We start from the raw sequence: 24,952 nt of genomic DNA, 5'->3' as shown, positions 1-24,952 counted from the left end.
GACTGATGGATTGCCGGGGTAGCGTCGGCATGGCCGACCGCTCCGACGCCAGGAGGTGTGTCCATACCCGGCCGATCTCATCCGCCCCACGGGATCTGGTCGGCCGGGTTACGTTGGTCTCGTCCCGCAGTCCGACATCGCCCGGCGGGGCGCTACACAGGCATCCGCTTCGCCGCGGCAATCGGATTTCGCGTGTAAACGGAAAAGGCCCGCATCGCTGCGGGCCTTTTGTGTCTTGGCTCCCCGACCTGGGCTCGAACCAGGGACCTACGGATTAACAGTCCGGCGCTCTACCGACTGAGCTATCGGGGAAGAAAGAGGCCGCAACTATAGACAGCCCGCCGACGCTCGTCAAGCGATTGATGCGATATTTTCTTCGGCCTGAATGTGCGGTCACTCGGCACCCGAGTCGATTTATGATCGCGTCACCGCTGCCTGCAAGACTGTCTGGCAGCCACAACCGCATGACTTCATCTCTTCAGCGTCGGTGATCGAGCCGGCGCGGCAAGGCGGCCAGCGCGCATCCATGAACGAAAATGCTGTTTACGTAAAGACCGAGGCCGGCGAAGAGGCGGTGAGCAAGCGCACCATCGTCCAGCGCAACCTGCGCTCCATCCTGATCATGATCGACGGGCGCACGCCTGTCGGCAATCTGGCGCAGCAGTTTGGCGATCCGCTCATTGTCGAGGGCCTGGTCGGCGAACTGGAGCACCGCGGACTGGTGCGCCGGATCGACGCGCCGCCACAGGGCGAGGAGGCGGACCGCGCAGAACTGTCGTCCATGCTGGTCGATATCGAGGATCTGGTCAGCCAGCCGATCACGCCGGTGTCGGACGACATCCGTCGGGCGCACGAAAAGGCGTCGGCGAAGGAGTCGCCGGTGCTCGACGAGTTCGCGATGGCCTTGCCCGAGCTGGCGGCGCCGGCCCCGGCGAATGCCCCGGCCCCCGCTGCAGCGTTGTCGGCGGCCGACGATGTACGGGGTGCCATTCGTCGCGCGATGATGTCCGCCTCGCCAGACGCCGCTGCCGCGGAGCGCAGCAGCGGTGGCCTGCAACGGGTGTTCGATCTGTTCGCGGGACGTGTCGGCGACCGCAAGGGCCCGCCAGGTTCGCTCGGCAAGAAGATCGTCCTCTCCGTGGCGGTGCTGCTGGTGCTGCTGGTCGGCCTTTTCTTCCTTTATCCCTATCAGCGGCATCTGCCGCACTTCGAGTCCCTGGCGACCGAATTGCTGGGGCAGCCGGTACGCATCGCTTCGGTTTCGCCCAGCCTGTTCCCCGAGCCGTCCATCGCACTCGAAGGGGTGACCGTGGGCGGGCCCGGGCAGCTCGAAATCGGCGCGGTGAAGCTGCTGCCGCGCGTATCCACGCTGCTGTCGGAACGCACGGTTCTGCGCGACGTGCGCATCGAGCGCGCGGCGCTGAATCTGTCCTTCCTTCCGTCGCTGTCGCGTCGCCAGGACATCAACTGGGCGTCGCGCTGGGTCACGGTCGAGCACGTCAGCATGGTCGACGCCAGCATCGTGCTGCTCGATGGTGCGATCGGCGCGCTCGGCGGCGATCTGGCGCTTGACGAGAACGGCGTGCTGACGCGTCTGTCGCTCGCCTCGGCCGACGGCGGGCTCAAGCTTCAGGGCAACAACGCCGGCGGCGTCTGGAGCGTGTCGATGACGGCGCTGGGTTGGCAGACCCCGGGCAAGCCTTCGTTGCTGTTCGATGTGCTGGAGGCGCAGGGCACGCTGAACAGCCGTCGTCTGCAATTCGACAAGCTGGATGTGAAGCTCTACGACGGTTACGCGACCGGCAGCGTCGCGCTGGACTTTGCCGACGTGGCAAAGTTCGAAGGGCAGTTGCAGACCTCCCGTCTGAGCCTCGGTGGACTGCTGAAGGTGTTCGCGCCGACGCTGTTACTGACCGGCGATCTGTCCTTGTCCCTGTCGCTGACCGGCGAGGGCCGGAACTACGAGGAACTGCAGAAGAACCTCCGTGGCACTGGCACGATGGGGGTGCAGCGCGGGCAGATCGAGCGCGTCGATCTTGTGCAGGCGGTGCGCATTCCCCGGCCGGGGGGGGGGCGTGGCGGCAGCACGCGCTTCGATCGGCTGGACGCCAACGCGGTGGTTGACGCGAACGGCGTGAGCCTGAGCCAGGTGGTGATGGAATCGGGTCTGGTCGGCGCCAACGGCACGCTGCGTCTGGCTGACGACACCTTGCGCGGGCGTCTCGACGTAACGCTGCAGGGCTCTGCAACGACGGTGCGCGCGCCGGTGAGCATCGAGGGTCCGTACGCGGATCCGGTGGTGAAGCTGCTGCGCTGAGCAGGTCGAGGCACCGCGCAGCTTTCACCGCGTGCTGTCATGCCAGGCGGTAAAGTGATGGCTCTAACAATCGCACAGGCGTTTGCATCATGACCATCCTGGTAACCGGCGGTGCCGGCTTCATCGGCAGCAACTTCGTTCTCGACTGGCTGGCCGGCAGCGATGAGCCGGTCGTCAATGTCGATGCGCTGACCTACGCGGGCAACCGCGCCAACCTGACGTCGCTCGATGGCGACGCGCGTCACGTCTTCGTGCACGGCGACATCTGCGACCGCGAACTGATAGACCGCCTGCTCGCGCAGCATCATCCGCGCGCCATCGTGCATTTCGCCGCCGAGTCGCACGTCGATCGCTCGATCCACGGCCCGGGCGAATTCATGCGCACCAACGTCACCGGCACCTTCACGCTGCTGGAAGCCGCCCGTGGCTACTGGGGCGCACTCGAAGGCGACGACAAGGCCGCCTTCCGCTTCCACCACGTGAGCACCGACGAGGTCTATGGTTCGCTCAAGCCCACCGACCCGCCTTTCGCCGAAACCAATGCCTACGAACCGAACAGCCCCTACTCGGCGAGCAAGGCGGCGAGCGACCACCTGGTGCGCGCCTGGCACCACACCTACGGCCTGCCGGTGGTGACCACCAACTGTTCGAACAATTACGGCCCGTATCATTTTCCCGAGAAGCTGATCCCGCTCATCATCGTCAATGCGCTGGCCGGCAAGCCGCTGCCTGTTTATGGCGACGGGCAGCAGGTGCGCGACTGGCTGTACGTGAAGGACCACTGCGCGGCCATCCGCGAAGTGCTGGCGCGCGGCCGTCTGGGCGAGACCTACAACATCGGCGGCTGGAACGAGAAGCCGAACATCGACATCGTGCGCACGGTGTGCGCGCTGCTCGACGAAATGAAGCCGGACGCCGCCGGCCCCTACCAACGGCTGATCACTTATGTGAAGGACCGCCCCGGCCACGACCGGCGCTACGCGATCGACGCGCGCAAGATCGAGCGTGAACTGGGGTGGCGGCCGGCGGAAACCTTCGACACGGGCATCCGCAAGACGGTGCGCTGGTATCTGGACAACCAGACCTGGGTGCAGGACGTGCTCAGCGGCGGTTATCGCGACTGGGTGAGCAAGCAGTACGGCGGAGCGTCGGCATGAAAGTCCTGCTGTTCGGCAAGGGGGGACAGGTTGGCTGGGAACTGCAGCGCGCGCTCGCTCCGCTGGGTGAGCTGATTGCGCTGGACTTCGACAGCACCGGAGATCTGTCCGGCGACTTCAGTCAGCCGGAGGCCGTGGCGGCAACCGTGCGCCGTGTGGCACCGGATCTCATCGTCAATGCGGCCGCGCACACCGCGGTCGACAAGGCCGAGAGCGAAGTCGATCTGGCGCGCCTGATCAACGCGACCACGCCCGGACGCATCGCACAGGAAGCCAAGGCACTCGGCGCCCACCTTATCCACTACTCGACGGATTACGTGTTCGACGGCAGCGGTGACGTGCCGCGCGACGAGACGGCGGCGACCGGGCCGCTCAGCGTCTATGGCCGCACCAAGCTGGAGGGCGAGCAGCTGATCGCAGCGTCCGGCGCCACTCACCTCATCCTGCGCACCAGCTGGGTCTATGCTGCACGCGGCGGCAACTTCGCCAAGACCATGCTGAAACTGGCGAAGGAGCGCGAACGGCTCACCGTCATCGCCGACCAGATCGGCGCGCCGACCGGCGCCGAACTGCTGGCCGACGTCAGCGCACACGCCGCGCGCGCGCTGCGCGTCCGACCCGAACTGGGCGGGCTTTATCACTGCGTGGCTGCCGGCCAAACGTCCTGGCATGGTTACGCCACCCATGTGATCGAACGCGCGCGCGCGGCCGGTCACGCGATCAAGGTTGCGCCGGACGCCATCCTGCCCATCCCGACCAGCGATTACCCCACACCGGCCACGCGTCCGCTCAATTCGCGGCTCGATACCCGTCGGCTGCGGGAGGCCTTCGGTCTCGTGCTGCCGCCCTGGCAGCAGGGCGTGGACCGCATGCTGGCCGAAATCCTCTGAACAGAATCAGGAGCACCCTCATGACACGCAAGGGCATCGTACTGGCCGGTGGATCCGGCACGCGCCTGCACCCGGTGACGATCGCGGTATCGAAGCAGCTGATGCCGGTCTACGACAAGCCGATGATCTACTACCCGTTGTCGACGCTGATGTTGGCGGGCATACGCGACGTACTGGTGATTTCGACGCCGCAGGACACGCCGCGCTTCCAGTCCTTGCTGGGCGACGGTTCGGCCTGGGGCATGCGGATCGAGTATGCGGTGCAGCCCAGCCCGGATGGTCTGGCGCAGGCCTTCATCATTGGCGAGGACTTCATCGGTGGCGGCCCCTCGGCGCTGGTGCTCGGTGACAACCTTTTCTACGGCCACGAATTCGCGCATGACCTGAAGTCGGCCAGCGCACGCGAGGCAGGGGCTACGGTGTTCGCCTACGGCGTGACCGACCCGGAGCGCTATGGCGTGGTCGAGTTCGACGCAAACGGACGCGCGATCAGTCTGGAAGAGAAGCCGGCCAAGCCGCGCAGCCGCTACGCGGTGACCGGGCTGTATTTCTACGACGGTGAGGCGAGCACGATTGCCAAGTCTCTGAAGCCCTCGCCGCGCGGCGAACTGGAAATCACCGACCTCAACCGCGTCTATCTCGAGCGTGGCGAACTGGAAGTGCAGGTGATGGGTCGCGGACACGCCTGGCTGGACACCGGCACGCACGACTCGCTGATCGAGGCGGCGCAGTTCATCCAGACATTGGAGAAGCGCCAGGGCCTGAAGATTTCCTGCCCGGAAGAGATCGCCTGGCGGCAGGGCTGGATCGATTCCGACCAGCTGAAGAAGATCGCCTCCCCGCTGGCCAAGAGCGGTTACGGCCAGTATCTGCTGCGCATCATCGACGAACAGGTGTTCTGATGAAGGTGATCGAAACAGGTATCCCCGGGCTGCTCGTGCTCGAACCGAAGGTGTTCGGTGACGCCCGTGGCTTCTTCATGGAAAGCTTCAACGCGCGCACCTTTGCCGAGGTGACCGGGCTGAAGCTGGACTTTGTGCAGGACAACCACTCGCGCAGCGGACGCGGCGTGCTGCGCGGACTGCACTACCAGGTGCAGCAGCCGCAGGGCAAGCTGGTGCGCGTGTCGCAGGGGCGGGTGTTCGACGTCGCGGTCGACCTGCGCCGGTCATCGCCCACCTTCGGCCGCTGGCACGGCGTAGAACTGAGCGGCGAGAACCACCGCCAGTTCTGGGTGCCGGCCGGCTTCGCGCACGGCTTCTACGTGCTGAGCGAGTCGGCGGATTTCCTGTACAAGACGACCGACTACTACGCGCCGGAGCACGAGCGCAGCCTCGCCTGGAACGACCCGACGGTGGGTGTGCAGTGGCCGCTCGACGGTGAGCCGCTGCTGTCGGCCAAGGATCTGGCGGGCAAGCCGCTCGGTGAGTGCGAGGTGTTCGAGAACCTCTGATCCGGTGCCGGGGCGGCGATCGGGAGGCACGCTGCGCCTGTCGCGTGCCGGCCGGAAGCTGTCTACAACATGAACGTCATTTAATCCGCGCGGTAATCCCTGGTTAACACCCGGGATCGCGCCGGGTGGGAGCATCTTCCTCGTTCTCTATGCGGGAGGATTCCCATGAGTGACCTGAAGAAGAGGCTGGCACGTATTGCGCTGGCGGGCGGTCTGGCGACCAGCGCGTTCGGCGTCGGGGCCGCCGTTGAGGATGACCGGCTGCTGGCGTCCCAGTGCCTGGGTTGTCATGCCGCGGACGCGTCCGGCACAGGCGGCTTTGATCGTCTGAATGGTGAGACGGCCGCCGAAATTTCCGAAGAGCTGAACGAGATGCGGGCTACAAGCAAGGAGCTCGACATCATGCATATGCAGGCACGCGGCTACACGGACGACCAGATACGACGCATCGCCGACTGGTTCGTCCGTTACGCGCCGGCCGCAGGCGCACACGGCGCGGGCAGCGAGTACGAACCAGGTCGCGACGGGCACAAGGAGGCAAAGGACGCAAGTGCGAAGAAGGTGTCGGCACGGAAAGCGTCAACGAAAAAGGCAGTCGCGAAGCGGCCGACCGTACGGAAATCGAGCTGAGGGCGCCGACATGACTTTCGAGACTGTGTTCAAGCAGCCGCTGGATCGTCGCGGTTTTCTGGGGGCGCTGGGCGGTGCCGCAGCATGGATGGCGGCCGGCATTCCGAAGCCGGCCCGTGCCGCCGCGGCGCGCATCGTGGTGGTGGGCGGCGGTTTTGGCGGGGCGACCGCAGCGAAGTACATCGCGCAATGGGGCGGCGCCGGCGTGTCGGTGACGCTGGTCGAGCCGAATGCACGTCACGTTTCCTGCATCCTGAGCAATCTGGTCCTCAATGACCGGATCAAGCTGGCAGGTCTGGGATTCGGCTACGACAAGCTGAAGCAGCGCTACGGCATCGAGGTGGTGGCTGACCGCGCGGTGGCGGCTGATCCGGACGCAGGTAAGCTGGAACTCGCCAGCGGCATCACCCTGGATTTCGACCGGCTGGTGATTGCACCGGGTATCGCGTTTGATCGGGTACCGGGCCTGGAGACACCCGAGCAGCAGATCCTGGTACCGCATGCGTGGGTGGCGGGTCCGCAGACACAGACCTTGCGCGATCAGTTGAACGCGATGCGTGATGGCGGCACGGTCGTGATGAGCATTCCCCGGTCACCTTACCGTTGCCCGCCGGGGCCGTATGAGCGCGCCTGCGTGATCGCCGATTTCCTGAAGCGCAGGAAACCCCGGTCCAAGCTGGTCCTGCTCGATGCCAACACAGATATTCAGGCCGAACCTCTGATGTTCCGCCAGGCCTTCGCGCAGCTGTATGCCGGTCGGCTCGAGTATGTCCCGAATGCCGAAGTCAGGCGCGTGAGCTTCGAGGGCGGTCGCAAGCTGGCCTGGGTCAGCGACGGCCTCGATGGCGAGACCGCCTGGCGGGCCGACGTGCTGAACGTCATTCCACGCAATACCGCGGCAAGGCTCGCGCACGATATCGGGGTGGTGAACGTGAATGGCCGATGGGCCGGGGTGGATCCGCTGACCTACGCGTCGACGGCGGCGCCGCGCATCCATGTGATCGGCGATGCGCAGGGCACCGGTCTGCCGAAAGCGGGGCATATCGCCAACTCCGAGGCGAAGATTTGTGCCGACGCGATCGTCCGGCTCATCAATGGCTGGCCGGTGGACGAACCTGTGCGCATGCAGAGCGTAGTGGCGAATTCCGCCTGTTTCAGCCCGATCACCTACGACACGGCGTCATGGCTGAATGCCGTCTTTGCCTACGATGCAGCGAGCGGATCGATGAAGCGGGTCGACGCGTCCTTCGGTGAAGCGCCGACGCGCAGCAAGGACAACTTCGAACAGATGCTGAAATGGGCGGCCCGCCTGTTCGACGACACCTTTGCCTGAGCGCGGTCGTGGCCGACCGGTGTTGCACCGCATTCCAAGCGTGGGCCGCTACGCGCCGGATTGATGCGGTGGGCCGGGCGGTCATGCCCCGCCGCGCCACGTCCGCGCCGACGCGGCACGAACGCCTTTCCGCGGCCGCGGACAGCGGCCCTCAGGCGTTGTCGTCTTCCGCGGATGCAGCAGCCCTGGCCGCCTTCGCGGCCTTGTCCTCGGCCAGCATCTGCGCGCGGGTTTCCGGCGTTTCAAGGCTCACACGGCCGATCAGACCGTCGCGGTAATCCTGCAGCAGCGTGAACGCGGCTTTTTCCAGATCGGGTGCGCCGCCCTTGATACGGTAGCCGCGGCGCGCGGCGATGTGTTCGATCACCGCCACGCCGTCCATGTCGGGCGTGCAGCCGTAGCGCGCGGTGAGCATCTGCGGGTAACGCGCCTGCAGCAGATTGCCGAGAAAGGTGGCGACCTCTTCGTCGATGATTGCGTTGCGACCGATGGCATGGCTGGCGGCCAGCATCAGGCCATCGCTCTCGTGCTCGATCTTCGGCCACATCAGGCCCGGCGTGTCGTACAGCGTGAGCCGCGGGTTCAGATGGATGCGCTGGATGCTCTTGGTGATCGCCGGCTCGTCACCGGTGGCGGCCACTTTCTTCTTCACCAGCGCATTCATCAGCGTCGATTTGCCGACGTTCGGTATGCCCATGATGATGACGCGCAGCGGCTTCAGATTGTCGTCGCGGTGTGGCGCGAGCGATTGCGCCAGCGACTGGATGCGTCCGGCGTCGCCCGGCTTGCGCGCCGACATGGCGACCGCCTTGGTGTTCGGCTGGCTGTTGAAGAACTTGAGCCAGGCCGCGGTCACGTCGGGATCGGCCAGATCCGCCTTGTTCAGCAGCTTCAGGCACGGCCGGTTCCGGTGCGTGCGGATGGCGTGGATCAGCGGATTGCTGCTCGCCTCCGGCAGGCGCGCGTCGAGCACCTCGACCACGACGTCGATCGATTTCATCGCGTCGGTCGCGTGCTTGCGCGCGGCAGTCATGTGACCGGGGAACCACTGGATGGACATGTGAGGCGGGCGGGGCGGCGGGAAAGGTCGCCATTCTACCGGTCGACGCCGCGCATCGCCCTGAAACACCGGAACGCCTGATGTGGTCGAAGCGGACACTTCACAGGAGACCGCCATGCTCGTCCGCCTCATCTACGCCAGCAAGGTCCGCGACGGCCTCGCACCCGGCGACATCGACCACATCCTCGCCCGCTCGCAGGCGAACAACGCGCGCGTCGGCGTCACCGGGGCGCTGTGCTACACCGGCGGCGTGTTCCTGCAGTGTCTGGAAGGCGGGCGGCGGGAGGTGAACGAGGTCTATCACCGCATCGTCGGCGACCCGCGTCATCGCGATCCGGCCATTCTCGGTTTCACCGAGGTCACGGCGCGCGACTTCGCCGACTGGGCCATGGGATATGTCGGCTACACGGCCGATAACCGCGCGCTGTTCCTGAAGTACTGCCCGCGCCCCGAATTCGACCCCTACGCGATGAGCACGGCCTCGGTCGAGGCGCTGCTGCATGAACTGCTCGGCGTGGCACGCTGGAAGACGGCGCGCGCAGAACGCCCGAGCGCGTGAGGCGCACCCCCTGCCGACGGTAGCCGCGACAACGCCTGCTGCGACAGATCCCGTCCGGCGCTGGCCCGTCAGCGGATCCGGCGGCGACACATCCGCCCGACCACCGCAAGGCCGGCCATCATCGACAGCCAGGTCGACGGTTCGGGCACCGGTGCTGCCATCAGGTTGGCGGCGGCCATCTGCGCGCCGATGTAGCGGCCGACTTCGCCGGCACCGACCGGGTCTGCTTCGTCGAAGGGCTGAGCCTCATGGTCCTCCGGATTGTAGGCACCCAGATACTCGTAGAACTCGTAGCGCCGGATGACCGACTTCCGGTCGTCGACATCGGCGGCCAGGGGCTTTTCGAGCAGCAGTTCGTCACCCTCGCCGTTGTCCTTGTCTGCCGGCTTGGCCTGGAACAGCACCCACTCGATTTCGGTTTCCGACTGTTCGCGCGGCACGACCGCGTTGTCGCTCAGCAGTTCTTCAAGTTCGACTTCGCGCTCGATCTCGGTCGTGTAGACCTTGACCCACTGCGCCACCCCATATTGCTCGCGGTCTTCCGCAGGTTCCGGTGCGATCACCGCCTGTACGATCGGCGGAGCCGGCGGCAGGCCGGGGTCGGCGGGTGCGGGATCGACGACCTGCCACGCCGGCGCGGCGATCAGGACGTTGCTGCCGACCGCGCTGATCTGACCGGTGGCCGCGTCGCCCTTGAGCCAGCGGTACTGCGTACTGGTCGCATTCTTGTTGAGGCCGAGACCGAAGTGTTCGCAGCCGCTCCCCGCATAGCCGGCACCGCCACCTGACCAGCAACTGTGACCGTCGGTCGGCGAGAAACTGCCCGGCACCGGCGTTGCGGCCAGGAAGACGCCGCGGGCACTGTCATAGGCGCTGAGGTAGCGGACGAAGATGCCATCGGCGAAGCTGTCGATGCGCGGACTGCCGTAGCGGTTGTAATCGCCGCCGAAGGTGTAGCTGACGTCTGCCGCCGACACGCCATGCAACTCGATCTCGAAGCCGTGCGTCTCAGAACCGGTGTCGTTATAGACGTCGAAATTGCTCAGGCTGCCGTACAAGGTCGGGCTGGCCAGTGCGGCGCCGGTGCCTCCGGCCAGCAGCGCGGCGACGATCCAGCGCGCGGTGTTCGATGATTTTCTGTGCATGGCGCTCTCCTCGTGCCGAAGTGTGGGGGCAGCGCTTTCCGTGGATGGCTCCCCACCCGGGAATACGCTGTGCCTGCCGCGGAACGTGTCAATAACGAACGACGCGCACTGTCCGACCGGACAATGCGTGTCGTCGTCCCGTGACGCGACCACGATCTGCCGCCATCGTCCTGCACGGACAATAACCATGCATTAAGTAGGGGTTAACGCGCCACCGGACTCCATTCGGCCGGCCGAGGCCGGGGCTCGCCGGATCGCCAGGCTTTCGGATCGGCAGCGGGCGTCGTGCGCCGGGGCGCTCAGGCGTACTCGACTGAACCATCCGATCGCGGGTCGGATGCACCTTCGACGCGACCATCCGGGTGTCGCACGATCAGCCCGGCGTGTCCGGCGCTGTCGTCGAAATCGCTGAGCGATTCGGTCGCGTGGCCACGCGCGGCCAGCTGCTCGAACACCTCGGGGGCGAAGCGCGACTCGAGCTTCAGCGTTTCACTGGCCGAACCCCAGGTGCGGCCGAGCAGCCAGCGTGGAGCCGACACGGCGTCCTGCACGCTGTCACCGAAGACGAGATGGCGGGTGAACACCGTGGCCTGAAACTGCGGCTGACCGTCGCCACCCATGCTGCCGTACACCACGGTGCGTCCGTCCTTCATTTGCGCCATCGGTGGATTCAGCGTGTGGAAGGGCTTGCGGCAGGGGTCGAGGGCGTTCAGCGCGCCCGCCTGCAGCGAGAAGCTGATGCCGCGGTTCTGCCACAGCACGCCGGTGTCGCCGGCCACCACGCCGCTGCCGAACTCGTGATAGATGCTCTGGATGAAGCTCACCGCACGGCCTTCGCCATCGACGACGCCGAGCCAGACGGTGTCGCCGGGCGCCGTGTTGACGCGGCCGCCGGCGCGCTCGGGATCGATGTTGTCGGCCAGGGTGTCGAGGCATTCCGGTGACAGCAGCGATTGCGCGTCGACACGCATTCGCGCCGGATCGGTCAGATAGCGGTCGCGGATGCGGAAGGCCTGCCGGGTCGCTTCGACCACGCGGTGGATGTAGTCCACCGACTGTCCGTGCAGCCCCTTCAGACCGAGTCGGTCGAGTTGCCCCAGTATCAGCAGCGACAGAAGACCCTGGGTCGGTGGCGGCATGTTGTAGATGCGACCCAGGCTGTGCTCGAGCTCCAGCGGCGTGCGCCATTGCGCGCGGTGGGCTGCGAAGTCGGACAGCCGCAGCGGACTGCCGGCACGCTCCAGCGCCGACGCCATGCGCCGGGCCAGTTCGCCGGTATAGAAATCGGACAGACCCTCGCGCACGAGCTGCGACAGCGTGTCGGCCAACCGCAGCTGGTAGAGCGTGCTGCCGGCCGCGGGCAACTCGCCGTCCGGCATGAAGTTCAGCGCGAAACCGGGCTGCGGGCCGACCTCGGGCTCCTTCACGCGCAGACTGCGTGCCAGGTTCTCGGTCACCGTGACGCCGTTGCGCGCATGATGTTCGGCGTCGCGCAGCAGGCGCGACAGCGGCAGTCGGCCACCGGCTTCGGCCGCTGCCTGCAACGCAAGCTGCCAGCCTGATACGGTGCCAGCCACGGTCAGTGCGGCCAGCGGGCCGCGGTTCGGGATGCGATCGCGCACGTCCTGGTCGGCGTACCAGGCGCGGCTCGCCAGTGCGGCAGAGGCGCCGCAGGCGTCGATCGCGCGCGGTGCTTCGCCCGGTTCGGCGATCAGCCAGAAGCCGTCGCCGCCGAGCGCGTTCATGTGCGGGTAGACGACGGCGATGGTGGCAGCGGCGGCGATCATTGCCTCGATCGCGTTGCCACCTTCGCGCATGACGTCGCGCGCAGATTCTGCGGCGAGGCGGTGGGGGGCGACGGCGATGCCGCCCGTGCTTGAAGTCATGTTTGGCTCCTGTTTCGGGTGGGCGCGAAGAAACGCCGTGCGCCGCTATGGTGCATCAGTCGCGTCCGCCGTGCATCTGCGGCGCGGCAAAAGGGCATAACGCCCGTGCGCAAGGGGCAGAATGGCGCGGCACGCATCTTGCGTCGCCTGGCCGAACTTGCTGCCCACCTCCGACAACGACGTCCGACATGGCCGATCAGAAAACATTGCGTGCCCGGCTGACCGCTGCCTGGCTACGCCTGAAGAATCCCATCCTGCGCCGGCGTCATTACGCCTATCTGAAGGTCTGGCTCGGGCGCCTCGTACTGTGGGGCGGCGCGGTCGGCGTCGGTCTGCTCGCGGTCGGCTTTGCGCAGCTTTCGGATCACGCGGTGCACCTGTTCCGTGACACCGCGGCGACTCACCCGTGGTGGCCCTTTCTGCTGACGCCGCTGGGCGGCGCGCTGTGCGTATGGATCACGCGTCGCTGGTTCGCCGGTGCAGAGGGCAGCGGCATTCCGCAGACCATCGCGGAAATGTCCCGACCGGAAACGCCGGGCTGGCGACCGCTGCTGACGCTGCGCATCATCGTCGGCAAGGTGTTCATCGGCGTGGCCGCAGTCGGCAGCGGCTTCTCGCTTGGCCGCGAAGGCCCGACGGTGCAGGTCGGTGCTTCGCTGATGAATGTGCTGCATCGCTGGCTGCCCGGCGCGCTGCACATTCCGCGCACCCACATGCTGGTGGCCGGCGGCGCGGCCGGCATCGCCGCCGCTTTCAACACGCCGTTGGCCGGCATCGCCTTCGCCATCGAGGAACTGACGCGCAGCGTCGAGGCGCGCATGAGCGGTCTCATCATCACCGCCATCGTGCTCGCCGGCATCGTGTCGCAGACCTTTCTCGGCAAGGCCAGCTATTTCGGTCAGATCGCCATCGCCGGCAGTGACCGCGACATGGCGCTCGCCGTGGCGGTGACCGCGCTGGTGTGCGGCGTGGCCGGCGGGCTGTTCTCGCGCATGCTCATCATCGGGTCGACCTCGTGGCGCGGGCCGCTTGCCGATCTGCGCGCTCGCCGTCCGGTACTGTTCGCCGCGGCCTGCGGTCTGCTGGTGGCAGCGCTCGGCTTCGTCAATGGCGGCGTCAGCTTCGGCAGCGGCTACGCCGAAACGCGCGCACTGCTCGAAGGCGACACGCAGCTCGCGTGGTACTACGGTCCGGTCAAGTTCATCGCCACGCTGATTGCCTATCTGAGCGGCCTGCCGGGCGGCATCTTCGCGCCCAGTCTGGCCATCGGTGCCGGCATCGGCCACGACCTCGCACCGCTGCTCGGCCAGCAGGAGGCGCAGGGCCTGCTGCTGGTGCTGTGCATGGCCGGCTTTCTCGCCGCGGTGACGCAGGCGCCGATCACCTCTTTCATCATCGTGATGGAAATGGTCGATGGCTATTCGGTCATCATCGGCCTGATGGCGGTGTCGCTGCTGTCGGCCGGTGTGTCGCGCTTCTTCAGTCAGCCGCTCTATCACACGGTGGCGCGGCACATGATTGCCCGCAATGCCGCGCCGCCCGGGTGATCAGCCGCGCGGGAAGGACATCCACACGTGGCGGCGGTAGTCGTACATCTGGCAGTCATTGAGAACGGTCAGGAATTCCTTCAGCGTCAGCTTTACCTTCTTCACGTTGCCGCTGAAGGTCTGTTCCAGTGAAGCCTGGGTCTTGACCAGCCGGTAGAGCGGAATCTTCTTGTCGACGTGGTGGGCGGTGTGCTGGAACACGCGGGCGAAGGAGAAATCCAGCCAGGCCGGCACTTCGGTGTGGATGGAGCCTTCGACCTGGGCGCGGAAGTAGTTCCACTCGTCGCGGTTGTCGTACCAGCGGATGGTCGGGTAGGTGTGGTTCTGGATGGTCACGAAGGTCATCACGTAGTTCCACACCAGGAAGGGCAGCCCGACGCACAGCGCGAGGTTCCATGCGAACCCGGCCGCGTCGGCGGCAAACAGGTAGGCCATGAACACCTCGAAGGCGAGGAATCCGAACACCGCGACGAAGTCGGCCAGCGCGACGGCCGGCGGAATCTCCTTGCCGTTTTCCGAGCGGCGCAGGATGAGCACCTTCCACCAGATGTCGAACAGGTAGTAGCAGCCGAAGCCCCAGATGCTGCGGTAGAAGCGATGCACGCGCTTCTGCCACGGCGACAGCGCGGCGAACTCGTCCGGCGACATCGGCGGATACACCGGATCCATGCCCTTCAGATTGGTCCACCCGTGATGCATCTTGTTGTGCTCGATCTTCCACGTGCACACCGGATGCAGCGAAGGCATGAAAGCCAGCGTGGCGAACAGACGGTCGAAGAAGGGGCGGTTGGTCAGCGAGCCGTGCGCGGCGTCGTGGCCGATCACGAACATGATGCCGATGGCCTGGCCGCTCATGACGCCGAACAGCGCCTTGAGGGCCAGATTGTCCATCGACAGCGACAGCGTCCACAGCCCGGCAAACAGGCTGGCCACGGTCAGGAAGAGCAGGCTGCCGAGCGGCAGGCTGTAGGCGTAGGCGATGTCGGGCAGCGTGGAACGGACATCGAGCGGGGTCGGGCAGCGTTCGGTCACGGAAGGGCTCCTGAAATGAGTGGACGGCATCAGGCGGCGACCGCGCCGGCGTCGGCCGGTTGGGTCTGCATGTCGAGGCGCAGCGTGCTCAGGCCGCGGAAGCCGAAGTTCGCCAGCCATTCGGGCCGGGTGTCGACGGCGGCGATGTGCGGGCAGCGGGCGAGCAACGCGTCGAAGGCGATCTCTGCTTCGAGCAGCGCGAGGCGTGTGCCGATACACACGTGCGGGCCGTGCCCGAAGGCGAAGTGGGCGGTGTCGGCGCGGCCGATGTCGAAGCGGTCGGCGTCGGCGTGGCGTGCTTCGTCGCGGTTTCCCGAGGCGATCAGCGGCACCACCATCTGCCCGCGCCGGATCTGCGCACCTGCGTACTCGAAATCCTCGGCGGCGATGCGGGTGAGGTACTGCACCGGGCTGTCGTAGCGCAGCATTTCGCGCACCGCGTTCGGAATGCGCAAGCGGTCGTCGCGCAGCGCCTGCATCTGGTCGGGGTGGCGCAGCAGCGCGAGCATGCCGTTGCCGAGCAGGTTGCGCGTCGTTTCATGGCCGCCGAACATCAGCATCGAACACTGCGACGCGACCTGTTCGCCGTTCAGCGCTTCCTCGTCCTCCTCGATGCGGATGAGCAGGCTGATCAGGTCGTCACCGGGCGCGTGCCGGCGTTGCTCGACCACCGCCTCGAAATAGCGCGTCATCGCCAGCAGGCTGTCACGCCCGCGATAGGCCACCTCCAGCGAACTGGCGGGGTTGCCGAAGAAGCGGGCGATGTCGTCCGACCACTCGATGAACTCCGCCTGATCGCGGGCATCGACGCCCATCAGTTCGCAGATGACCAGCGCCGGGAAGGGGTGGGCGAAGCTGCCCATGTAGTCGACGGTGCCGCCAGCGGGCAGGCGGTCTATCAGTGCATGGGCGGTGCGCGTGATCGCATCGCGCCACAGGTCCATCACCTGCGGTGCGAAGCCCTTGTTCATCAGCTTGCGCAGCAGCGTGTGTTCCGGTGCGTCCTGGAACAGCAGCCACATGCCGAAGACGCGATTGAATTCGGCGAAGGCCGGCCGGACCGGCTCCGGCAGCAGCAGACTGTAGCAATGGCTGCGCTGCGCGCTCAGGCGGCTGTCGCGCAGTGCGGGCGCGATGTCGGCGTGCCGCGGCAGCAGCCACGCACCGCCGAGGAAGTCGCCATTCCAGTGCGCGGAGCCGGCTTCACGCAGCGCACGGTAGGTCGGGTAGGGGTTCTCGATGAAATTCTGGTCGAACATGGTCGGCATCTCCGGCAGGCCGATCGCGGTCCGCGGCTGCGGATGCATATCGGAAGTAAAGGGGGGCGACGAAGGGAGAGGGCGGCGCCGGCCGCGAGGTCACGGCGCCGATGGGTGCATTCCCCGAAGTGCTTCCGGCGGTCAAGACCTCATCGCGGTTTGGTTGCGACGGCGACGCAGCAGGAGCAGCACGCCGCCGGCGGCCAGCATGGACGCGGCGGACGGCTCAGGGACCGGCGCGGCGGCGACGCCGGCGAGTTCGCCGGCCAGCATCGAGTAGGCGGCGGTGGTGAGGTGGATCGAGTCCCAGAAGAAGTGCTCGTCCGGCGCACCGCAGGCGGCGAAGGCGCTGCCGTTGAAGTCGAAACAGGCGGACGCGGCGTTGGTCAGTCCGCCCGGTGCATTGCCGGCGAGCACGGCGGCGATCGTGTCCTCGTACCAGTCCTGCGCGTCGAAGCGCATCAGGTTCACGGCCGGCTGCGTACCCTCCAGCGTGTCGAGCAGTGCGTCGAGCCGGGTGTTCATCGTGTCGACGCCCTCGTGCAGCAGCGCGCGCAGCTGCGGATCGCCGGCGAAGGTGGTTGCCCAGAACGGTTCGTACTCGAGCGCGATGCTGTTGAGCACCAGGATGTTGCGTGCGCCTGCATCGATCAGCGCGTCCACGTTGCCGGCGATGTCCTGGGCGGCCAGCGTGCCTGCCTGCTGCAGCGCTGCGAGACGAGCGTCGTCACCGAGCGAGGCGGGCAGCGCCTGACCCAGGCCCCAGAAGTCGTTGTGGCCGCCCCATACGAAGTACAGCGCGTCCGGATCGGCGCTGCCGGTGGCCGACAGATGGGCGTCGACCTGATCGCGCAGACCGGTCGCGCCGAAGGCGGTGTTCACGAAGGGGAGCACGTTGCCGTGACCGCTCAGTGCGCCTGTCCAGGCGTAGTTGGTCAGACCGATGCCGAGCGTGCCGGCGAGGTGTTCCACTGCCGACGGTCCGTTGGTGGGGCGTCCTTGGAAGAAGCCATCCGCGTAGCCGGGGATCGCGAACGGCGGCCACCAGGCGAGCACGTCCTCGACCGGCCGCGTGGACAGCGCACCGACCAGGTTGCCGGTATCCGAAAAGCTGTCTCCGAACGCGTACATCGCCGAGTACGGCGACGCCGCCCAGACGGAGGACGCACCCCCGGCAATCGCGGCCGCCATGGCCAGCCGGCACATGAACCTTCTCATCAGATATGTCCTTCCATGGGTGAGGATCGATCGTTCGCCGACGGCGCACATGACCGGATTTCTGTGTGTGCGCCGCACAAATATCGATGTTCGTCCGGTCGCGGCTGCAGCGTCAGCAATACGCATGCCAGAGGCATCGGCAGTGCCGCACCAGGAGAATCGGAAGGGGAGGAAGGGGCACCCGCCGGGGCGGCGGAAATCGCCGTGACCAGGGCCTCCGCATGCTGGATCGAAGCGGGGAAAGGCTGTGGAAAACGATTTCGTGCGAGGGGCGAGGGCCGGCGATTCGTGACCGTGCTCGCGTGAATCATTTGCCTGCGAATGTCAATGCGATATCAAAAAGGCATTTATTTGAGCATCGTCTTAGGCTAAAAGTAGTACATGTGTCGCAATGCTGGACAGATTGTGTCCAACTGCAAACTTCGATGCCGAAGTCATTCGTCACCGTGCGCGGGGTGAATCACCTGTCATGACATCTTGTTTCACTTCCGGAATCTGACATGCGTTTTCCTTGCGCAGCCGATGTTTCGTGTCCGTGCGCCCGGTCCGGCCGAGCGCTGGTGGGACTGCACTTCCGTGCGCCATTTCACATGTTGCAGCGAAGCATAAAAGCCCTGGCACGGTAATGGCTATTGAGCGCTCCGGCGCCGTGCGTTCCGCACGGATGAGTGTCATGAACCGGGGCGGTGATCGGCGTGGAACTGCAGAACGACAACTTGCTGGCGTGGCTCATCGATCGACTTGCCGATGTACTGGGGCATGACGCATCGCGCATTCATCCGCACGGCACGCTGGAGGAACTTGGACTCGAGTCGATGTCCGTGGTGGCCATGGGGCGCGCGCTTGAAGCGCACTTTCCGACGCTGCCCAGGACCTTCCTGTACGACTGCAGGACGGTGGCCGATGTCCACGACTATCTGCGCACGCACTTCCCCGGCGAGGCCGCGCGGCTGTCGGCGTCGCTGACGCCGGTTGCCACGCACGTCGCCCCGGCGCCGCGCTTCAGCGACCAGTGGGAAACGCTGGACGAAGTGCCGGCCGATGCCGGCGTTGCGCCGATGGATCAGGCGATCGCGATCGTTGGCGTGGCCGGGCGCTACCCCGGGGCCGCCGACCTGGAGTCGTTCGCCGCTGCCCTGGCAGCCGGCGTCGATGCCGTCGGCGAAGTGCCGTCCGAACGCTGGTCCGCCGACGGTCTGTTCAGCCGCGATCCGGTGGCCCGCACGCAGTGGGCCAGCATGTCGAAGTGGGGCGGCTTCCTGCGCGACGTCGATGCCTTCGATTCGGCCTTCTTCGGCGTGTCGGCGGTGGATGCCGACGTGATGGACCCACAGGAGCGGCTGTTCATCGAGTGCGCGTGGCACGCACTGGAACACGCCGGCCTCGGGCCGGAGCGCCTGCCGCGCTCGCAGCCCGGAGCGGCCGCGCGCGTCGGCGTGTTCGCCGGCACCACCACGCTGTCCTATCCCTTGCTCGGCGAGACGCACTGGCGCAGCGGCGGCGGTCAGGTGCCGACGGCCATGCCGTGGTCGGTCGCCAACCGCCTGTCCTGGCTGCTCGATTTCGACGGCCCCAGCATCGCGCTCGATACCGCCTGCTCGTCGTCGCTGACGGCGCTCCATCTCGCCTGCGAAAGCCTGCGCCGCGACGAATGTGCGGTGGCGCTGGCCGGCGGCGTCAATCTTTACCTGCATCCATCCAAGTATGTGCAGCTGAGCCAGCAGCGCATGCTGTCGCCGACCGGTCGCTGTCACGCCTTCGGCGACGCCGCGGACGGCTTCGTGCCGGGCGAGGGCGTGGGCGTCGTCGTGCTGCGAAGGCTGGCCGACGCACGCGCGGCCGGTGATCGCATCCTCGGCGTGATCCGCGCCACCGGCATTGCGCACGGCGGCCGCACCACCGGCTACACGGTGCCCAGTTCGCGCAGCCAGGGTGTGCTGATCCGCGACACGCTGGCGCGCGCCGGCCTCGCAGCGTCCCGCATCGGCTATGTCGAAGCGCACGGCACCGGCACCGGGCTGGGCGATCCGGTCGAGGTCGAGGGCCTGCTGGCGGGCTGGGCGGCTGACCGGCCGCAGCGCTGCGCGCTCGGTTCGGTCAAGGCGAATATCGGTCATCTCGAATCGGCGGCCGGCGTCGCCGGGCTGACCAAGCTTCTGCTGCAGTTCCGCGCGCGCACGCTGTTCGCCTCGCTGCACTCGGCGCGGATCAATCCGGCCATCGATCTCTCACGCACGCCGTTCCGCATTCCGCAGCGTACTGAGCCCTGGCCCGACGAGACGCAGCCGCGCTGTGCCGCGCTCAGTTCGTTCGGTGCTGGCGGCGCCAACGCGCACGTGATCGTCGAGGAGTGGGTCGATGTACCTGCGGACGTCGCTGGCGGCGCCATCGCCACGGTGTTTCCGTTCTCGGCCAGCGACGACGAACAGCTCGATGTGGTGCTGGCGCGTTTCCGTGACTGGTTGGCGCCGCGTCTGGCAGAACTCGATACCCCGACCGGACGCGCCCGCGTCGCGGCGACGCTGCAGCTCGGACGCACGCCGCTGCGCGTCCGGGCACTGGCCGTCGCCGCCTCGCTGGCCGAACTGTTGCAGTCGCTGTCGACCGGTGACCTGCAGCGCGCCGGTGTCGGCGACGCCCCCGTGACGGCGGATGCAGGGACCGGCGACCCGTTTGCGCTGGCCGCGCGCTGGCTGTCCGGCGCGCCGGTGCAGTGGTTGCCGCTGTGGCTGACGGCGGGGCCGGTCATGCCGCAGCCGCTGGATCTGCCCGGCTATCCGTTCCGCCGCACCCGCCACTGGATCGGCGGCGCGCAGACACCGTCCGCAGTGCGTTTCGACGCCGCGCCGGCCAGCGCAGCGCCCGCAGGTGCGGGTGCGCTGCACATTGCGCCGGACGACTGGCGCGCGCGCAATCACGTGGTCGATGGACACGCTGTCTTTCCTGCGGCTGGCTTCCTGCAGTTGCTGGCGGCGCGCCTGCCCGGCAACGACGCGATCGAGTTCCGCGACCTGATGTGGGGACGCCCACTGGTGCTCGATGCGCCGGCTGACGTGACGGTGGAGCTGGAAGCCGATGGGCGCTGCGCCGTGCGCAGCGGCGGCAAGGACAGCGGCGCGGCTCACCTGCGCGGATCGCTGCGTGCGGCAGTGACGGAGGCGTCACCGGTCATCATCGGCGGGCCGTCCGGACCGTTCGACCGCGACGCCTTCTATGCGCGCTTCGAACGGATGGGGCTGCGCTATGGGCCTGACTTCCAACCGGTACGCGCGCTGATGCGCGAGGCGTCACACGCCGTCGCCGAACTGTCGGTCACTCCGCGCGATGACGTCGGCCGCATCGATCCGGCCCTGCTCGACGGCGTATTCCAGTGCGCGGTGGCGCTGGCGCCGGACGCCGTGCTGGCGGCCGGGCGCGCCTTCGTGCCGTTCTCGATGCGCCGCTTCGTGCTGCATGCGCCGCTGCTGGGGCGCGCACGGGTGCGCATCGAGTATCGGGGCAGCCCGGCACCCGGACTGCACGCCTTCGATTTCCGGGTTCGCGGTGACGACGGCGCGCCGCTCGCGGATATCGAGGGCTTCTGCTTCCGCGCCTGGGAGGGTGCCCGCAGCGCACCGCTGCATCTGCTGCAGCGCCGCTGGTCCGTTGCCGACAGCCGCGCGCATGCGGCCGCGCCGGTGTCGCCGATGCTGCTTGCGGGGGCGGCGGGCGTCAGTCTCGACGGGCTTGCCGCCAGGCTGCGCCGCCTGCATCCGGCGCAGCCGCTATGGCGCATCGAGACTTCGCAGCGCTTCCGCTTCCATGAAGGTCATTGCATCGACATGGATGCGGCCGAACTCGCGCACCGGCGCACCTTGCTCGAACTGCTGCAGCACGGCGACGCCTTCCCGGCGACCGTCGTGTGGATGGCCGGCAATTCGCATGAAGGGGTCGAGGCCGACGTGCGGCGATTCGTCGCGCTGGCGCAACTGCTGGTCGGTGCGCTCGGCGCACGTGCGCTGCGGCTGGTCTATGTCGGCACGCCGTCCGCCGACGACGGGCGTTGCTTCCACGGGGCCATGGGCGGGCTGCTGAAGAGCCTGCACCTGGAAGCGCCGCGCGTGTCGGCCGCCGTGCTGGGGCTGGATGCAGCGACGCGCGACGACCCGGTCCGTCGCGCCGATGCGATTGCCGCCGTGCTGGCACGCCCGCTGTCGCCCGGTCAGGTGCCGCGTCTGCGCGTACGCGACGGGCGCATCGAGGAAGAACGTTTCGCCTGGCTGGACGCGCCGACGGCCGACTGGTTGCCGACGCGCGGTGCGACCTATCTGATCACCGGCGGCATGGGCGCGCTTGGTCGCACCTTCGCGCGCTGGCTGGCCCGCTGCGGCGTACATGTCGCGCTGGTCGGCCGCAGTCCGCTGGATGACGAGGGCGCACGTGCCGTAGCCGCTCTCGGTGGTGACGGCACTTCGGTGGTGTACGTGCAGGGCGACGTGACCGACGCCGCTTCGTTCAACGGCGCGCTGCAGCAGATTCGTGCAACGCTGGGCCCGGTACGCGGCGTCATCCATGCGGCCGGTGTGCTGCGCGACGCCTTCTTCGTCAAACACGGCGACGATGACTGGCAGGCGGTGCTCGCACCCAAGATCGCCGCCGCACGTCTGCTCGACGAGGCAACGCGCGACGATCCGCTCGAAGCCTTCGTGCTGTTCTCGTCGCTGGCCGGCGCGCATGGCAATGTCGGCCAGAGCGTCTATGCCTACGCCAACGCCTGGCTGGACGACTACGCCGAATTGCGCGCGCAGGCGGTGGCGGAGGGGCGGCGGCGTGGCCGCACGCTGGCACTGGCCTGGCCGCTGTGGCGCAGTGAAAGCGGCATGCAGGCGCCGCCGCCAGTCATGCAATGGATGGCCGAGCGCGGCCTCGAACTGCTGGACGCCGAACAGGGCGTGCAGGCGCTGCGCAGCGCGATGGCGAGCGGGGCGGCGGGTGTCGTCGTCTGCAGCGGCCGGCGCGAAGGCGTGGCACGGCTGCTGGAAGTCGGGCCGGCCGGGGCCGAGCGGCCGTCGCTTGCAGCGGCGCCTGTGCGCGCTGTCGCGACGGCTGCCGACACGGCAGAGGCCCTGTGCAACCGGCTGGGCGACATGCTGGCCCGCGCCTGCGGCATCGCCCGCGCCCGCGTCACGCCAACCACGCCGCTGCAGTCGCTGGGCCTGGATTCCATCATGGTGATGGATCTGAATGGTGAACTGGACAAGCACTTCGCGTCGCTGCCGAAGACGCTGCTGTACGAAGCCGACACCGTGCAGGCGCTCGCCGCGCACATCGCGTCGGCCGAGCCGGAGGCGGCGGCACGCTTCGTCGGCGTCGCCACTGCGCCGCCCGAGGAGGCTGCGCAGCCGGCTGCCGCGGGGGTGCCTGCGGTGCCGGCGCCCTGCACGCAGCCGGAAACCGGGGTCCGGGGGGCGGAGGCGGGACACGGCCTGGCCATCGCCATCGTCGGCATCGCCGGCCGCTATCCGCGCGCCGCCGACCTCGACACCTTCTGGGACAACCTGCTGCAGGGCATGGACTGCGTCGGCGAGCTGTCGCAGCGCTGGCCGGACGATCCCGCCTTCACCCGGCGCGAAGGTGAGGCGGGGAAGAGCGGTGCCTATGCACGCTGGGCCGCGCTGATCGACCAGCACGACTGTTTCGATCCGCTGTTCTTCGGCATCGCCCCGCGCGACGCCGAACGCATGGACCCGCAGGAGCGGCTGTTCCTCGAAGCATCCTGGCTGGCCATCGAGGACGCCGGCTACACCCCGCAGACCCTGCAGTCGCCGCCGTCGCGCGACGGTGCACGGGCGCGCGTCGGCGTGCTGGCCGGCGTCATGTACGGCGAGTACCAGTACTACGGCGCCGGCGGCTCGGCCACGCTGACCAATTCGTCCTATGCCTCGATCGCCAACCGCGTGTCCTACACGCTGGGTTTCAACGGCGCCTCGTTCGCACTGGACAGCATGTGCTCGTCCTCGCTGACCGCCGTGCATACCGCCTGCCTGCTGCTGCGCGCCGGCGAGTGCGACGCGGTGCTGGCGGGCGGCGTCAATGTGTCGGCCCACCCGTATCGATACCGCATGCTGAGTGAACTGCAGTTCGCCGCCAGCGACGGCCGCTGCCGCAGCTTCGGCGCCGGCGGCGACGGCTATGTGCCGGGCGAGGGCGTCGGTGTGGTGGTGCTCAAGCGGCTGGACGACGCCCTGCGCGACGGCGACCACATCCACGGCGTCATCCGCGGTTCGGCCATCGGCCATGGCGGGCGCACGTCCGGTTTCACCGTGCCGACGCCGGTCGGGCAGAGCGAGGTGATTGCGGATGCCTTCGCCGCGGCCGGCGTGCCGGCGTCGCGTCTGGGCTATATCGAGGCACACGGTACAGGCACCGGTCTGGGCGATCCGATCGAATTGCGCGGCCTGGCGATGGCGCTCGAAGGCATGCTGGATGACGCGGTGGTGCCGATCGGCTCGGTGAAGTCGCAGATCGGCCATCTCGAATCCGCAGCCGGCGTGGCCGCGCTGAGCAAGGTGCTGCTGCAGATGCGGCACGGCCGCCTGGCGCCGTCGCTACACAGCGAACCGGCGAATCCCAATATCGATTTTTCGAAGCTGCCCTTCCGCGTGCAGGCCACCGCGGCCGACTGGCCGGCACCGCGCGATGCGACAGGCCACAGGCTGCCGCGGCTCGCCGCCATCAGTTCCTTCGGCGCCGGCGGCTCCAACGCGCACCTGGTGGTCGAGGAGTGGCCGGGCGCACCGGCCACCGACGCGCCCGGCCCGCACATCGTCGTGCTGTCGGCGCGCACGCCGGACACGCTGCGCACGATGGCGCAGTCGCTGGCACGCCATGTCGAGCGTGCGCTGGCACGCGGCGAGGCGCTGTCGCTGGCCGATCTGGCGGCGACGCTGCGTGTGGCGCGCGTCGCCCAGCCCAACCGGCTCGCCGTGATCGCCGATGACCTGAGGACGCTGGAGGCGCAGCTGCGCGCCAGTCTGGAAGGCGAGTTCTGGCAGCTCGACGCCTCCACGCTGCCGGCAGGGGTGTTCAAGGGCGTGGCCGACGCCGAGGACGCGGCCGCAGAGGCGGGCAGCGAGCCCGCGGCGCTGGCGCGTGCCTGGGTCAGTGGCGCCTTCGATGACTGGAGTGCACAGCCGGTGCCGCCGCTGCGCCGGCGCGTACCGCTGCCCGGCACCGCCTTCCAGCGCCGGCGCTTCTGGGCGCAGCCGGTCGCGGCCACGTCGGCCCCGCAGATCGCCGAGCCGGTGGCGGCCTATGTCGTCACAGCGGCTGCACCGCCCGCGCCCGACATCGCGCAGCCGCTGTCGCCGCGCGACATCCTCGAACGCGTGAAGACCGGTCGCATGACACCGGACGAAGCGAAGCGCCGGCTCGCCGGCATGCGCGCCACCGCAGACCAGTAAGCGCAGACCACCACGCGCAGACCA

16 protein-coding genes and 1 tRNA gene are annotated in these 24,952 nt (G+C 67.8%); 10 read left to right on the top strand and 7 right to left on the bottom strand.

What is annotated here, in order from left to right; genetic code table 11:
* Nucleotides 1–236: 236 nt before the first annotated feature.
* Nucleotides 237–312 (bottom strand) — tRNA-Asn (locus tag AC51BJ_RS15975).
* A gap of 214 nt (nt 313–526) precedes the next feature.
* On the opposite strand from AC51BJ_RS15975, the gene AC51BJ_RS15970 reads away from it, so the two are divergent.
* The 7 genes from AC51BJ_RS15970 to AC51BJ_RS15940 all read left to right on the top strand — a co-directional run bounded on the left by AC51BJ_RS15970 (nt 527) and on the right by AC51BJ_RS15940 (nt 7,780).
* Nucleotides 527–2,317: an AsmA family protein gene (locus tag AC51BJ_RS15970; RefSeq protein WP_496280886.1), complete on the top strand. Its 1,791-nt coding sequence runs from the start codon at nt 527–529 to the stop codon at nt 2,315–2,317.
* A gap of 89 nt (nt 2,318–2,406) precedes the next feature.
* On the top strand, nt 2,407–3,474 hold the full coding sequence (rfbB, locus tag AC51BJ_RS15965; RefSeq protein ID WP_496280885.1) for a dTDP-glucose 4,6-dehydratase: 1,068 nt from the start codon (nt 2,407–2,409) through the stop codon (nt 3,472–3,474).
* Entirely contained in the window at nt 3,471–4,364 is an 894-nt protein-coding gene (gene rfbD / locus AC51BJ_RS15960; protein ID WP_496280884.1) for a dTDP-4-dehydrorhamnose reductase, read from the top strand. Before rfbB ends, rfbD begins: the two co-directional genes overlap by 4 nt.
* Nucleotides 4,365–4,384: 20 nt before the next feature.
* A complete protein-coding gene (gene rfbA / locus AC51BJ_RS15955) occupies nt 4,385–5,266 on the top strand; it encodes a glucose-1-phosphate thymidylyltransferase RfbA (protein ID WP_496280883.1) in 882 nt (293 codons plus the stop codon).
* On the top strand, nt 5,266–5,817 hold the full coding sequence (rfbC, locus tag AC51BJ_RS15950; protein WP_496280882.1) for a dTDP-4-dehydrorhamnose 3,5-epimerase: 552 nt from the start codon (nt 5,266–5,268) through the stop codon (nt 5,815–5,817). The genes rfbA and rfbC overlap by 1 nt, the downstream gene beginning before the upstream one ends.
* Before the next feature lie 165 nt (nt 5,818–5,982).
* Complete coding sequence (locus AC51BJ_RS15945; protein ID WP_496280881.1) at nt 5,983–6,447, top strand: c-type cytochrome; 465 nt, start codon at nt 5,983–5,985, stop codon at nt 6,445–6,447.
* 10 nt (nt 6,448–6,457) lie between these two features.
* Entirely contained in the window at nt 6,458–7,780 is a 1,323-nt protein-coding gene (locus AC51BJ_RS15940) for an FAD-dependent oxidoreductase (protein WP_496280880.1), read from the top strand.
* Nucleotides 7,781–7,931: 151 nt separating this feature from the next.
* Here the strand turns inward: AC51BJ_RS15940 and ylqF are convergent, their stop codons facing one another.
* Nucleotides 7,932–8,840, bottom strand: coding sequence for a ribosome biogenesis GTPase YlqF (gene ylqF / locus AC51BJ_RS15935; RefSeq protein WP_496280879.1), 909 nt, complete (start codon nt 8,838–8,840; stop codon nt 7,932–7,934).
* Between the two features lie 115 nt (nt 8,841–8,955).
* Here ylqF and AC51BJ_RS15930 point away from each other — a divergent pair, with 115 nt between their 5' ends.
* Nucleotides 8,956–9,399 carry a BLUF domain-containing protein gene (locus AC51BJ_RS15930; RefSeq protein WP_304000802.1) on the top strand — a complete coding sequence of 148 codons (444 nt, stop codon included), beginning with the start codon at nt 8,956–8,958 and terminating at the stop codon, nt 9,397–9,399.
* A gap of 68 nt (nt 9,400–9,467) precedes the next feature.
* Here AC51BJ_RS15930 and AC51BJ_RS15925 read toward each other — a convergent pair whose 3' ends face one another.
* Together AC51BJ_RS15925 and AC51BJ_RS15920 are read right to left on the bottom strand one after the other, a co-directional pair.
* The gene (locus AC51BJ_RS15925; RefSeq protein WP_496280878.1) at nt 9,468–10,544 is read right to left on the bottom strand and encodes a PEP-CTERM sorting domain-containing protein; all 1,077 of its coding nucleotides are present in this window, start codon (nt 10,542–10,544) and stop codon (nt 9,468–9,470) included.
* Between the two features lie 299 nt (nt 10,545–10,843).
* Nucleotides 10,844–12,430 (bottom strand): gamma-glutamyltransferase family protein, encoded by a 1,587-nt coding sequence (locus tag AC51BJ_RS15920; RefSeq protein ID WP_496280877.1) that lies wholly within the window; start codon nt 12,428–12,430, stop codon nt 10,844–10,846.
* 188 nt (nt 12,431–12,618) lie between these two features.
* Between AC51BJ_RS15920 and AC51BJ_RS15915 the strand changes: the two genes are divergently transcribed.
* Nucleotides 12,619–13,977 carry a chloride channel protein gene (locus tag AC51BJ_RS15915; protein WP_496280876.1) on the top strand — a complete coding sequence of 453 codons (1,359 nt, stop codon included), beginning with the start codon at nt 12,619–12,621 and terminating at the stop codon, nt 13,975–13,977.
* On the opposite strand, the gene AC51BJ_RS15910 is transcribed toward AC51BJ_RS15915, so the two are convergent.
* The 3 genes from AC51BJ_RS15910 to AC51BJ_RS15900 form a co-directional block, all read right to left on the bottom strand.
* Complete coding sequence (locus tag AC51BJ_RS15910) at nt 13,978–15,009, bottom strand: fatty acid desaturase (RefSeq protein ID WP_496280875.1); 1,032 nt, start codon at nt 15,007–15,009, stop codon at nt 13,978–13,980. It lies immediately after the preceding gene.
* Nucleotides 15,010–15,038: 29 nt separating this feature from the next.
* Entirely contained in the window at nt 15,039–16,268 is a 1,230-nt protein-coding gene (locus AC51BJ_RS15905; protein WP_496280874.1) for a cytochrome P450, read from the bottom strand.
* Nucleotides 16,269–16,409: 141 nt separating this feature from the next.
* The gene (locus AC51BJ_RS15900) at nt 16,410–17,486 is read right to left on the bottom strand and encodes an SGNH/GDSL hydrolase family protein (RefSeq protein WP_496280873.1); all 1,077 of its coding nucleotides are present in this window, start codon (nt 17,484–17,486) and stop codon (nt 16,410–16,412) included.
* 701 nt (nt 17,487–18,187) lie between these two features.
* Between AC51BJ_RS15900 and AC51BJ_RS15895 the strand changes: the two genes are divergently transcribed.
* Nucleotides 18,188–24,928: an SDR family NAD(P)-dependent oxidoreductase gene (locus AC51BJ_RS15895; protein WP_496280978.1), complete on the top strand. Its 6,741-nt coding sequence runs from the start codon at nt 18,188–18,190 to the stop codon at nt 24,926–24,928.
* Nucleotides 24,929–24,952: the final 24 nt, after the last annotated feature.

It is taken from the genome of Methyloversatilis sp. S146-33 (genome assembly GCF_059552495.1).
Note: the sequence above shows the minus strand (reverse complement) of the source record. Positions and strands in the feature narration are given on the sequence as shown.

Excerpts from the sequence above, each read along its gene's own strand:
- AC51BJ_RS15900 (WP_496280873.1), bottom strand. The coding sequence starts at position 17,486 with ATGAGAAGGTTCATGTGCCGGCTGGCCATGGCGGCCGCGATTGCCGGG.
- AC51BJ_RS15905 (WP_496280874.1), bottom strand. The coding sequence starts at position 16,268 with ATGTTCGACCAGAATTTCATCGAGAACCCCTACCCGACCTACCGTGCG.
- AC51BJ_RS15920 (WP_496280877.1), bottom strand. The coding sequence starts at position 12,430 with ATGACTTCAAGCACGGGCGGCATCGCCGTCGCCCCCCACCGCCTCGCC.
- rfbD (WP_496280884.1), top strand. The coding sequence starts at position 3,471 with ATGAAAGTCCTGCTGTTCGGCAAGGGGGGACAGGTTGGCTGGGAACTG.
- AC51BJ_RS15915 (WP_496280876.1), top strand. The coding sequence starts at position 12,619 with ATGGCCGATCAGAAAACATTGCGTGCCCGGCTGACCGCTGCCTGGCTA.
- rfbB (WP_496280885.1), top strand. The coding sequence starts at position 2,407 with ATGACCATCCTGGTAACCGGCGGTGCCGGCTTCATCGGCAGCAACTTC.
- AC51BJ_RS15970 (WP_496280886.1), top strand. The coding sequence starts at position 527 with ATGAACGAAAATGCTGTTTACGTAAAGACCGAGGCCGGCGAAGAGGCG.
- ylqF (WP_496280879.1), bottom strand. The coding sequence starts at position 8,840 with ATGTCCATCCAGTGGTTCCCCGGTCACATGACTGCCGCGCGCAAGCAC.
- AC51BJ_RS15925 (WP_496280878.1), bottom strand. The coding sequence starts at position 10,544 with ATGCACAGAAAATCATCGAACACCGCGCGCTGGATCGTCGCCGCGCTG.
- AC51BJ_RS15930 (WP_304000802.1), top strand. The coding sequence starts at position 8,956 with ATGCTCGTCCGCCTCATCTACGCCAGCAAGGTCCGCGACGGCCTCGCA.
- rfbA (WP_496280883.1), top strand. The coding sequence starts at position 4,385 with ATGACACGCAAGGGCATCGTACTGGCCGGTGGATCCGGCACGCGCCTG.
- rfbC (WP_496280882.1), top strand. The coding sequence starts at position 5,266 with ATGAAGGTGATCGAAACAGGTATCCCCGGGCTGCTCGTGCTCGAACCG.
- AC51BJ_RS15940 (WP_496280880.1), top strand. The coding sequence starts at position 6,458 with ATGACTTTCGAGACTGTGTTCAAGCAGCCGCTGGATCGTCGCGGTTTT.
- AC51BJ_RS15945 (WP_496280881.1), top strand. The coding sequence starts at position 5,983 with ATGAGTGACCTGAAGAAGAGGCTGGCACGTATTGCGCTGGCGGGCGGT.